Source organism: Streptomyces sp. NPDC057428 (assembly GCF_042803195.1).
Classification (GTDB): Bacteria; Actinomycetota; Actinomycetes; order Streptomycetales; family Streptomycetaceae; genus Streptomyces.
Window position 1 is genome coordinate 1 of the sequence record NZ_JBHVCT010000132.1, and the last position, 10,604, is coordinate 10,604.

16 protein-coding genes are annotated in these 10,604 nt (G+C 70.6%); all 16 read right to left on the reverse strand.

All coding sequences use genetic code 11. The features are described from left to right. Nucleotides 1–92: 92 nt before the first annotated feature. Nucleotides 93–605: a hypothetical protein gene (locus tag ACFU5K_RS29625; protein WP_384067095.1), complete on the reverse strand. Its 513-nt coding sequence runs from the start codon at nucleotides 603–605 to the stop codon at nucleotides 93–95. A 1-nt stretch (nucleotide 606) separates the two neighbouring features. Continuing rightward, on the reverse strand, nucleotides 607–1,098 hold the full coding sequence (locus ACFU5K_RS29630) for a hypothetical protein (RefSeq protein ID WP_384067098.1): 492 nt from the start codon (nucleotides 1,096–1,098) through the stop codon (nucleotides 607–609). Next, nucleotides 1,098–1,268, reverse strand: coding sequence for a hypothetical protein (locus ACFU5K_RS29635; protein ID WP_384067101.1), 171 nt, complete (start codon nucleotides 1,266–1,268; stop codon nucleotides 1,098–1,100). The genes ACFU5K_RS29630 and ACFU5K_RS29635 overlap by 1 nt, the downstream gene beginning before the upstream one ends. A 12-nt stretch (nucleotides 1,269–1,280) precedes the next feature. Continuing rightward, nucleotides 1,281–1,736, reverse strand: a complete 456-nt coding sequence (locus ACFU5K_RS29640) for a hypothetical protein (RefSeq protein ID WP_384067104.1) — start codon at nucleotides 1,734–1,736, stop codon at nucleotides 1,281–1,283. Then, nucleotides 1,737–2,558 (reverse strand): hypothetical protein, encoded by an 822-nt coding sequence (locus tag ACFU5K_RS29645; RefSeq protein WP_384067107.1) that lies wholly within the window; start codon nucleotides 2,556–2,558, stop codon nucleotides 1,737–1,739. A 9-nt stretch (nucleotides 2,559–2,567) separates the two neighbouring features. Next, nucleotides 2,568–2,987, reverse strand: a complete 420-nt coding sequence (locus ACFU5K_RS29650; protein ID WP_384067110.1) for a hypothetical protein — start codon at nucleotides 2,985–2,987, stop codon at nucleotides 2,568–2,570. Between the two features lie 68 nt (nucleotides 2,988–3,055). Next, nucleotides 3,056–4,555 carry a phage major capsid protein gene (locus ACFU5K_RS29655; RefSeq protein ID WP_384067113.1) on the reverse strand — a complete coding sequence of 500 codons (1,500 nt, stop codon included), beginning with the start codon at nucleotides 4,553–4,555 and terminating at the stop codon, nucleotides 3,056–3,058. Then, nucleotides 4,555–5,544: an HK97 family phage prohead protease gene (locus ACFU5K_RS29660; protein WP_384067116.1), complete on the reverse strand. Its 990-nt coding sequence runs from the start codon at nucleotides 5,542–5,544 to the stop codon at nucleotides 4,555–4,557. Before ACFU5K_RS29660 ends, ACFU5K_RS29655 begins: the two co-directional genes overlap by 1 nt. After that, the gene (locus tag ACFU5K_RS29665; protein WP_384067119.1) at nucleotides 5,544–6,911 is read right to left on the reverse strand and encodes a phage portal protein; all 1,368 of its coding nucleotides are present in this window, start codon (nucleotides 6,909–6,911) and stop codon (nucleotides 5,544–5,546) included. Before ACFU5K_RS29665 ends, ACFU5K_RS29660 begins: the two co-directional genes overlap by 1 nt. Beyond that, nucleotides 6,908–7,072 carry a hypothetical protein gene (locus ACFU5K_RS29670; RefSeq protein WP_384067121.1) on the reverse strand — a complete coding sequence of 55 codons (165 nt, stop codon included), beginning with the start codon at nucleotides 7,070–7,072 and terminating at the stop codon, nucleotides 6,908–6,910. Before ACFU5K_RS29670 ends, ACFU5K_RS29665 begins: the two co-directional genes overlap by 4 nt. Continuing rightward, nucleotides 7,069–8,658 (reverse strand): terminase, encoded by a 1,590-nt coding sequence (locus ACFU5K_RS29675; RefSeq protein WP_384067125.1) that lies wholly within the window; start codon nucleotides 8,656–8,658, stop codon nucleotides 7,069–7,071. The genes ACFU5K_RS29670 and ACFU5K_RS29675 overlap by 4 nt, the downstream gene beginning before the upstream one ends. Continuing rightward, nucleotides 8,603–8,905, reverse strand: a complete 303-nt coding sequence (locus ACFU5K_RS29680) for a hypothetical protein (RefSeq protein WP_384067128.1) — start codon at nucleotides 8,903–8,905, stop codon at nucleotides 8,603–8,605. Before ACFU5K_RS29680 ends, ACFU5K_RS29675 begins: the two co-directional genes overlap by 56 nt. Before the next feature lie 437 nt (nucleotides 8,906–9,342). Next, nucleotides 9,343–9,783: an AAA family ATPase gene (locus tag ACFU5K_RS29685; RefSeq protein WP_384067131.1), complete on the reverse strand. Its 441-nt coding sequence runs from the start codon at nucleotides 9,781–9,783 to the stop codon at nucleotides 9,343–9,345. Nucleotides 9,784–9,787: 4 nt separating this feature from the next. Further along, nucleotides 9,788–9,961 carry a hypothetical protein gene (locus ACFU5K_RS29690; protein ID WP_384067134.1) on the reverse strand — a complete coding sequence of 58 codons (174 nt, stop codon included), beginning with the start codon at nucleotides 9,959–9,961 and terminating at the stop codon, nucleotides 9,788–9,790. 28 nt (nucleotides 9,962–9,989) lie between these two features. Beyond that, a complete protein-coding gene (locus ACFU5K_RS29695; protein WP_384067137.1) occupies nucleotides 9,990–10,382 on the reverse strand; it encodes a hypothetical protein in 393 nt (130 codons plus the stop codon). 2 nt (nucleotides 10,383–10,384) lie between these two features. Further along, on the reverse strand, nucleotides 10,385–10,604 hold a 220-nt coding region (locus tag ACFU5K_RS29700), incomplete at its 5' end, for a hypothetical protein (RefSeq protein ID WP_384067140.1).

Sequence of the window (10,604 nt, forward strand, 5' to 3'; positions counted from 1 at the left end):
AACGTCCTGTGGGCCATGATCCGCGACGGAGCGTGCTACCAAGCCACACCACCAGTCACGGCAACGGCTTGACAACGTCATTGGGAAGTTCTCTATTCCAGTTCACGGCGCACGTCGTCGACGACGCGTGCGACCTCTGCTGTCATCCGCGGCGTTCCCGCGCGTACTGTCCGGGACCACCAGCCCGCGGGCCTGGCCCACTGCGTTGCCCACCGGCGCCGGTTCCCGAACACCGGGTGCCGGACCCTGCCGGAGTCCATCACCCACGGCATGTTGCGGATGTCGTGCGGGAGGCGGGACTTGTCCATCCACACCCGGGCGCCGGGAGACGCCCCGGTGCGGACGCTGATCCGGATCCCGCCCGCGAGCGTGGCCCGCAGCGGCCGGGTCGTCGGCGACCGTCCCCCGCGCCCGCCGGACTTGCGCCCCTCGGACACCAGCGGCGTCGTGCGGATCGCCTGCTGCAGTTCACCCTGCAGCGGCTCGGCGGCCCGCCGGATACGGCGAGCGAAGTTCCGCTGAAGTCGGGCCCCGCCCGCCGCCCGCAGACGGCGGGACAGGGTCAGCAGCTGCCCGGTCCCGTGGATCTGTACCGAGCCTGCCACGTCAGCCGCCTGCAGCAGCCGGGATCGCCACGTTCTCACGGGGCTCGGACGTGATCGCGAACTGGCACATGATCTGCGCTGCCGCGTCGAGCTCACGCACCTTGGCCTGGGAGGTGACCGTCACCGGGTAGACGTCCATCGTCTGTTCCGGCACGTCGCCCTCGTCCATCCACACGATGAACCCTGTTGCCTCACGAACCAGGAGCGCCCGGACGTCGGCGCCATCCTTCGACGCCCAGAACGTGAGGGAACTGTCAGCCGCGGTGATCGCCCCGCCGACGACCGGGGTGAACCGGCTGCCGAGTGCCGGGGTGGCAACCGTCTCCGAGGTGGTCTGCCACCCGCCCATGGCACCGGTCTCGCCCTCGAGCGCCGTGCCGGCATCGAGCTCGGCCCGGGTCGGCGCCCCGGGAGCGGCGAGCGTCGGCACCCACAGCACCCGCGTAACGCCGCGCCGGTAGTACCTGACAGACGCCTGAATCGGTGTAGCCATCAGCCGTTCTCCTTCTGCGTAGTACGCCGATGGCCCTTGGCCTCGGCAGTGGTGGAGGGCGGCTGGTCTACGACCGTCCAGCCCATCCGCTGATACGAGGGCACGGAGATCTCCGCCACCTCGATGTCCTGCCCCTCGGGCAGGTTCGCGTGCCGCATACGCACAGCCACGACTGGTCCCTCCTACGTGAAGGCGCGGCCGGCCACCGTGATCAGCAGCTGTGCCTGCGCTCCCTGCTCTGTCTGGTCCTGCACCAGCTGCGTCGCCTCGATCGCGACCTCAAGCGACCGCAGTCCCAGCGACGGATCCGCGGCGAGCAGCACCTCCAGGCGGCCGCTGATCTCGTACACCCGTGCCCGGGCGGCCCGGACATCGGTGCTGCCGCGTGACGCGATCGCCGCGAGGGTGAGCTGCAGCTGCTCCTCGCGGCCCGCGGGCGACAGGCCCGACCAGCCGCCCACGGTCTGGGCCGCCTGGAAGTCGCCGTCGGGGTCGCCGTTGAATCCGACGATCAGCCAGTCCGGCGCAGTGGACTCGGTGACCTCCGGTCCGTCGGCCACCCGTACCCCTGCCAGGGCCGGGTCCGCCGACAGCTGGGTCACCAGCGCGTCAATCAGCTCGGGTACGCGAGACCCCATCTACGCCACCCCCGGGGGAAGTCGGTCTGCTTCGAGGAGTTGGACGGCCCGGTTCGGGATCGCGTACCCGAGGCCGGGGATCGGTTCGGTCACGGAGTAGTCGCTGGACCCACCGGCGAGGCCGCCGCGTCCTGATGCGCGCTGGGTGCGCCACAGGTGCTGCAGGATGATGCGTGCCGCCCCGGCAATGTTCTCGGCGATGACGGGGCGCCCGGCCCTGTAGTCGGCCCGGAGCGGGCCGCGCAGCGCGTTCCCGGATGCCAGGCGGACCAGGCCGGTTTCACCGTCCACGACCAGGTCCGCCGGGTCGTACGCCGTGCCGCCGGCGAGCACCGGCTGCATCGCGGTGACGGCGACCACGGGAGTGCGGCGCAGGACGAGCGTGTGCATGGTCCGCTGCTGGTGGACCTCGGAGAACTCGCGGACGACGACCGGCCCGGTGAAGGTTTCCACTGCGCGGGTGGTGGCCCCGTTCCAGAAACGGACCTCCTCGTCCTCGCTGCTGTCGGTGAGGTTGAGGTGTTCCTTCGCGTCGGCGAGCGAAAGGATGACCGGCGGCGCCTCGTCACGGACGTCGAAGGTGTCGGTGTACGCCCAGCCCGGGCCGGTCCACACCCAGCGCACCGTGTGCCGGCCTGGCGCCGTCGTGGGGACGTCGGCCTGATAGCGGCCAGCCGTCGGCGTCTCGTTGACAGCGGGGGTGAGCGTCGTGCCGTCCGGCAGGGTGACCGTCACAACCGCCGTGTCGGCAGTCGCCAGCGCACCGTCGGGGGCCCGGCACTCTGCGGTCAGGCGCGCGGTCGCGCCGAGGTCATACGGCACCCCGGCCCCCTACTCGCTGCCGGCGGCCGCGGCGTCGCGGGCGCGGGCGTCCTCGATGACCTGGTCCCGCATCTTGCAGATGCCCGCCCGCGGGGTCGGCGCCGCGGCCTCGGCGTCCAGGACGCGCAGGGCCTCGGCCTCGGTCGCCGTGGCCAGGTAGGCGAGCACCTCGCGGTTGCTGTGCTGGGTCGGGTCGTAGGCGTCCCCGCCGGGCTGTAGCGGGGGCGTGAGGGTGCGGACGGTGCCGGGGTCGGCGGTGGCCGCCTCCACGCCTCCACGCTGCCGCTGCAGGTGCGCATCGACAGTCTGAAAGCTGGCCTCTCGGCCCTTGATCACGGGGTCGTCGTCGTCGACGAGCGAACCCGCCTTCACCACGCGCGGCTTGCCGTCCTGATAGGCGGCGAACGACCTGGTGCAGCGCATTGCCATGGTGCTCTCCTTCCGGGGATGTGGAAGGGGCCCCAGCAAGGCTGGGGCCCCTTCACGGGTGCCGTTCGTCAGACTGCGGTCGCGACGTTGAGCATGCGGAATGCCGAGTCCAGAACGCTGTCCGCACCCACCCGGTACCAGGCGTACCAGCCGCGCTGGCCGGTCGGCCGGCGGTTCGCACCGACCAGGTGCGGCAGGAACTCGATGCTCATGCCGATGCGGTCGGCGATCACGTAGTTGCTGAAGTCGCCGTAGACCATGAGGTGGTTGTCAGCCGCAGCGGCCGGGTCGAACCCGGATGCCATGTCCTCGGCCTCGATCGCCGGACGCCCCAGGAGCTGCGGGGGCATGTCCGCGCCGATCCGCTCCCACAGCTCCGCGCCACCGGAAGTGTCGAACTGCCGCACCAGGTTGTAGATGTTGCGGTTCGCCAGCCACGAGGCAGCGGCCCGGTGCCGTGCGGGCAGCGACCCGTCCATGGCGTAGATGTCCGCCGAGTCGAACGTCTCGGGCGTGCCCGGGCCCATCTCCGAGGCGGTGCCCTCCAGCGCCGTGATGATGCCGGTGGGCTGCTTCACGCCGGTACCGACCGCGAACGCGCCGGCCTCGAGGCTGTCCTTGCCGAACGCCAGGAGCCGGCCGACCTCCGTCGTGGCATTCTCCGCGTCGCTCATCGCCTCGATGCTGATCGGCACGAAGCCGTCGGCCTTGTGCACGGGCACGGTGGGCTGACCGAACTCCGGGGCGCCGTCCGCGGCCTCGCTGCCCTCGTCGGCCCACCGCCACTGCACGGCACCGGCCGACACCCCGTGCCACACGTCGCCGGTCGCGACGACCTGGCGGGCCACCTGCCGGATCTGGTTACGGGACCCGTCCGACGTGATGATGACCGTGGGGTCCAGCTGGAACGGCACCAGGTAGCCACCGGCGTTGTCGGTCAGCGACATGGCCCGCTCGAGGGCGCGCTGCTCCTCGGGCGAGACCATGTGGCTCTTGCCCGCGGCGAGCTTGGACCAGGCGCGCATGTACTCCGGCGACGACGTCGCCAGGCACTGCTTGGCGATGGTGCCCCGCTTGTCGTCCCACCGCTCGATGATGTCCGTGGCGGCCGCACGGATGCGGTCGTTCGCGCCGGCCATCTTCTCCACGGCGCACAGCGCGCGCGAGCGCATCTCCTGCCCGACCTGCTCGGGGGAGCGGTCGTAGGTCCGCATCTCGCCGAGGTCCCACGGGTTGCGGAACCGCCGGTCCTCCACCGAGTCGGGGTTGAGGATCGGGTCCAGGTCGTAGGCGCTGCCCGACCCGGACGAGGTACCACGTTCGACCGCCAGACCGGCCGGGCGACGCTCGGTGGACTGCGTCGAGGCCCGGACCCGCTCGAGGGCCGAGCGGCGCTCCATCTGCCGGCGGTGGTCGTCGACGTCGGTGAACTCACGGGTGAGCTCGTCGAACGTCTGCTCGTCCTCGGCGGTGAGGTCGTCGCGCCGCTCGAGGTCCTCGAGCTGGGCGCGGATGTCCTGCAGGCGGATGACTGCCTGCTGGTGCGAAAGCTGAAGCTTCGGAGGCATCAGCGGTTCTCCTTCGTGTCGATGGACGCCAGGACGCCGTCCATCAGCGCGCCGATCTCGGCGAGCTGCGGGCGCATGCGCTCTGTGCGGGATGGCGACGGGTGCCCATCGGCGGGCGGCGCGTCGGTACTGCGCGAGGCGGGCGGGTGCTCGGCGAGCGGCGCGCCCTGGGGAGTCGGCTCGTCCGGGTGCTCGGTGGTGAGCGGCGCGGGCGGGGCCGTAGATCGGGTGGGCTGGACCGGTACCTGCTGGTCCGGCTGGAACAGCAGCGCGGCCGCTACCTCGCGGCGCAGCTGCGGATCGTCGGGAACGTTCGGCGCCGCGGCTGCGGCGTCGCGGGCCAGGGAGTGGCGGATGCGGCGGGTCATGTCGTCGTCGTGGACCAGGCCGTCGGCGACGTCCCGGGCCCGTACGGAGACCGAGGTACTTGCGTACGCCGGGAAGACGACGGGGCCGAGCTCGCGGCACCGGACTTCGATCAGTTCGCGATGGAGCGGCCCGCGGTCGCCCGGGGCCCAGAGCAGTTCGGCGACTTCTTCGGGTCGGACGACCTTGCCCTGGGCGTCTGTCCACTGCTCGCGCACGACTTCGAAGCGGAAGCTCATGCCGGTGATCGAGCCTTCGGCGATGGCGTCCCTGACCGGCTGCATGAGCCAGTTCTCTGTGATGCGGTTGTTGACGAACACGCCCTGGTCGTCCTCGTACAGCTCGCGGAAGGCGCCGATCGGAATCGACCCGATCAGGGGGTGCCGACCGTGGTCGAACTGGCAGACCGGAGTCTGCTCACGAAAGGTCTTCCGGAACGCGCCCTTGCGGACGCTCTCGAAGAACCGACCTTCCCAGGAGTCGATCTCTGTGGGCTGCCCGAAGGTGACTGCATAGCCGGTGAGCGTCCAGCCGTCACCCTCCTCGGACGCCTCGCTGTCGCGAACGACCTGGAACGGCACTGACCGCAGAAGGTCGCGGGCGACGGTATGCGTGGTGGGCATCAGGCCCCCTCCTCGGGTGGTGTGGACGGATCCTCGGCGGCCGCGGGCGTCCCGCTGCCGGGTTTCTGCAGCTGCACGCTGAAGAGGCCGGTGTGATCGAGCAGCGCCCAGTCCTCGGCCTGCACGGCGCGCTGTACGGACGCCGGGGTGTATCCGGCGTCGACCAGGGCGCGGATGGTGCGGGACTGGATGCCCTGGATCTCGGCTGCGTCTTTGCGGTCCTCGCGCAGGAACGGGACGTCGTTGGCGTCGTACCAGAGCCGCACCGCCTGGGTGAGTCCGCCGGCCGGGGCGACCAGGTGCTCGAGCGACCCGGCGGCGTTCTGCCACAGCGGGTGGATCGTCCCGTCCGCGAGCCGCCTGCGGGCCTGCCCGTAGTTGGAGTACGTGGCGGCCTGCAGGCCCTCGGACAGGCCGACGATGATCGGCGGTACGCCGGCGGCCGCCGCGATGCGGGTTTCGCCGGCGCCCTGGGTCTTGGAGAAGTCCAGCTCTCTGAGGTCTTTGCCGACCACCGATACGTCGGCGCCGCCGCCCAGGTACAGCGTCTTGTACGCGTTCTCGATGCCCCGGTGCGAGCTGTCCATCTTGGTCTTGAACTTTTCGAACGCTTCCGGGGTGACCTCCCGAGACAGGCGCACGACGAGGTTCGGCGTCGCCGCATTCTCCATGAACTTCCGCTTGTGCGAAGCCATCAGGTTGTCGTTCTGCGTCTCCCGGATCACCGGTGTCAGCCACGACATGCCGCGGAACGACGCGAGCGGATCCGGGGTCGGCGCGAAGTGCGCCACCTCCTCGGGCCACAGGAACACCGGGTCACGGCCGGGCTCCTGGTAGAGGTACCCGTACCGCGTCCACCCCAGGTCCCCGTCGTGGAGCCTGCGGCGCTCGAGGACGATCTGCACCCAGTCCGGCCGCAGGCGGACCATCTCGGCACCCGCACGCGTCCAGTACGAGTTACCGGCCAGGTCGGCGTCCTGGATCATCCGGTTGAGGAGGTCCTGCGTCGTGCCGCCCAGCCACGGGCGCTCGAGGGGCAGGAGGTCCGGCGTCCCGAACGTCTCCGACGGCTGGCCGTTGTTCAGGCGCTGCCACTGGAACCGCGGCGCGCTGAACACGCTCATGCGCGCGACCATGCACGCCCAGACGACCGGGTTCGTTGCGAACATCTGCGCATACCCGACGAGGTCCGTGGGCGCCTTCTCGGCGGCCTGGCCCTCCTGGGTCTGCGTAATGCCCAGCGCCGACCATCCGCCGTAGCCCAGAGCGTCCTGCAGCGCCGCGGCGTAGTCGTCGATCGTGCTGATCGACCGCTCGTCCTCGGCGGGCGCCGTACGGCGTCGGGCGGTACTCCAGAGGCTCCTCACGTGCTGCCCCCGTCCACGTCCATGAGCAGCAGGCAGTACGCCACCAGCAGCACACCGGCGACCGCCAGGCCGACCGCCAGGCCGATCCCCACCCACGCACCGGCCGCCACCAGGCCGCCACCGGCAAGCACGCCTACCCGTGCCCGGGCGCCAGCGCTCATCCGTACGCGACCCACGGCTCCACCTCCTCGTCCTCTTCCTCGATCTCGCACGTCAGCCCCCAGGGGGCGAGCGTCACGGCGACCAGCGGACTGATGTCCACGCCCTCGGTACGCCGGGCCCAGGCCCATGCGTCCCCGAGGTCACGCTTTTTCGCTCCGGCCAGCGCCGTGGCGAGCGGGGCCTGGCCGAGGTGGCTGACCTCGGCGGCCTGCACGGCGTCGTACAGCCGCCCGCAGGCCTGCGCGACCTCGCGCGCTTTCGGGGAGACGACCCGCAGCCCCTTCTCGACAAGCTTCGGGATCAGCGATCCCGCGGGGCCGGCCGCGTCGATGACCCAGCACCGCGGCGTCCACTTCTCCTGCAGGTCGACGGCCCGGTCGATCAGCCAGTCCATGCCGGGCCGGTTGTCGACGACCTCGATGTGGAGTCCGGCGCCGTTCTCACCGGCCACGCCGATGGACGCGTGCGACCGTTCCGGCGTCGCGTCGATGCAGAACGCCACCGGGTCGGAGGGCCTACTGTCGCCGTCCATGACGGCGTCCCACGCCTCTCGCGAGATGACCTGCCAGGTGTCGGCCTCCAACTCCGGGTAGTCGCCGACGCCCAGGCGCTCGCGGTCGAAGAGGTCCTCACGCAACGTGGCCAGCTCCCGTTCGATTGCCTGCTCCCGGATGCGGATGCCGAGCGTCGGGTTCGACCGCGCCCACGACGCCCGGTCTTCCCGGTCGTCGTGATCCGTGCAGGTCAGAGCGCCCTCGGAGTCGCGGGGGCACTCCTTGACGTGCTGGTCGATGGAGTGCTCGATGTACGTCAGCGACTGGTCGGGGTCCTCGGTCTCGGCCAACGCCCGGGCTCGCAGCGATGCGAGCTGCTCGCTCTCGGCCCCGATGCCTGCGGAACCGGCGTAGATCAGCTGCGGGTTGTACCGGGCGGACATGACGGGCAGCAGGGCGCCCATCGGGGCGGCGCGCAGGGCCATGGCCTCGTCCATGATGACGAGGTCGCCGGAGAAGCCTCGTCCCGAGCGCCCGGAGCGGGCCAGGAAGCGGACGCGCGCCCCGTTGTGGAAGTAGAACGCCTCGTCCCCGTGGCTGCGGGAGACGCGCCGTACGCGGCGTGACAGCTCGCTGTAGGAGCCGAGGATGTCGTCCAGCCGCGCGAAGCTCTCCTGCGCGGTCTTGAACTCGTGTGCCGTGTGGATGACCAGGCGACCGCCGAAGAGGACGACCTCGGCGATCTGGCGGGGCTCGAGGAAGCCGCCCTTGCCGTTCTGGCGGGGCAGGTTGAGCACCGCCTCGAAGCTCAGCCACCTGCCCTCGTGATCCTCGGCGAGGCTGTGGTGGAGTGCGGCCTGTTGCCACGGGTCGAGGTGCTGGTCGTACGTCTCGGCGAGCTCCACGGCTTCCTGCCCTGCGGGTGAGCGGAATGCGAGGTACTCCTTGTCCTCGAGCCCGTCCCACCGGCCGGTGGAGATCTGCCGGTACTGCGGCGTGGAGACGATCCGCGGGCTCTGGCAGCCGACCAGGCGCTTACGCTCCGGCACGGCGAGCCGCGCGGGTGGCGGCTCGAGCAGCGAGCTCGTCAACTGCGCCTCCCTTGTCCTGTGGGCTGGCCATGCCACGGACGGTGGCCATCGCCTGGCGCAGCTCACGGGCCGCAACTGCGGCGCCCGCGACGTCCTTCGCCGAGTCCAACTCGGTGGCCAGTCGGATAGCGGCGGCAGCAGCCGTGTTGGCGGCGGGGTCAATGCCCAGGTCATCGAGCTCGGCGGCCGTGGCCTTGGTGACGGCGCCCCTGCGCAGACGCCGCTTCGGCTCGTCGTCATCGCCCACGGTGATCACCCCCTGCAACCGGTCGGAGGTGACTCAACGTGACATCGGAATGACTACCCAGCGTGAGTATCGGAGTGATTACAGAGAGTCGCTATTACCTCGATTTCGAGAACCGGGTCATTAGCGATCCGCGTCGGGGGGAGATATGGGCGACAAGGGCTTTTGGGTCGCCCGGTCCTCCAAATCCCACGATGACCAAGGGCCCCCCTCCCCCTGGTCCCGGCATCGGATCCAACCAACGCTGCTCGCTGTTCGTCACGATCAGCGATCGTTCACCAGCGGCGCCGACCCGCGCCGTCCACGCACCGGCGGCCAGCACCCAGGCAGGGGCGGCACCCACCGGCAGGGGCACCCCGGCACCACCTCAGCCGCCACCCCGGCCGCCGTGCCCCACCAGGTCCCGGCTGCCGCTCAGCAGCCGCTCGGGCGGACCGCGGTCACCACTGCCGTGACGCCTGCCGGGTGACGGTCCGGCGGCCAGCCTTGGCCTGCTGGTTGTACCAGCGGGTGGCTACGGCCACCATGCCGTCCTGCCGCATGTCCCGTACGCGCTGCATCACCACGTCCCGGCCCGGGTCGACGGTGACGATCCGTGCACCGAGCCGCAGGTAACGGGCCTCGGCCTTGGCGCTGGGCATGGTGTGGATCAGGTAGACGTCCACCGTCTCCCGGTGCTTGAGCGCCTCGTCGATCGCTGCGAACCGTGCCCGCTGCGCGACCTTGACCAGGATGGGGTCCTGCGTCCACTGCGGCGCACCAGGGCCGGCCAGGGCAAGCGTGATGCGGTCCAGGTCTATGACGATGTCCGTGGCCCGGGCGCGCGCTGTAATCCAGCTGCTCTTGCCCGAGGCCGGCGGGCCGGTGATGACGTACAGCACGCGGTCACCTCCTCGCGTCCAGCTGCTGCTCGCCTGCGGGGGTGAGCCATGGCCGATCCGCCGAAACCCCGTACTCCAGGTAGTCGGCTCGGACGTCGCGGGCGATGGCTGCCCGTACGACCTTCACGGGGTAGTTGCAGCAGAGCGCCTCAAAGGCGCGGAAGCGGTGCAGTCGCACAGCAGTGAGGAGCTCGCGCGTTGTGAGGTCAGAGCGCTTCGGGAGCCTTCCGTTCACAGTCACTGCCTCCCGTCCCGGCGGCGTGTTCTGCTGGCCGGTAGACGCTGATGCCGTCGGCTCCGAGGACCAGGACGTCGGCGATGTCGGGCAGTCGCTCACGCAGCCGTTCAGCAGCGGCTTGGGCCTGGGCGGGTGGAGTATCCGCAGAGACGCGGACGAGGATGGTGTCGCCTGGCCGGATGATGGTGCAGTCGGCGATCGTGGCTTCCTGCTCGGGTGTGCACTCGCCGATGTGCATGGCGATGTGGCGTGCGGCGTAACGCCGGCCGTTGGAGGCGCTGCTGACACTGCCATAGGATCCGCAGCCGTCGCAGCGCCAGGACTTGCCGTCGTCTGCGAAGTACGCAATGGGCTGCTCCACGGTCACTTCCTCCGTTCCCGACAGCCCGCGCGGCCGCAGTCGATGATGTTTGGGTCGTAGAACGCCTCGGTGATCGAGGCGGCGTTCGCCTCGTGCTTGGCCACGGCGTCGGGGTCGATACCCAGCTGGGTGCGGCTCCTTTCGGGGGAAGGTCGTTGATCAGGCGCCGAGTTGGTAGTTGTGCTGGTCGGGGTAGGTGCGCTGATGTTCGCGGGTGTGGTG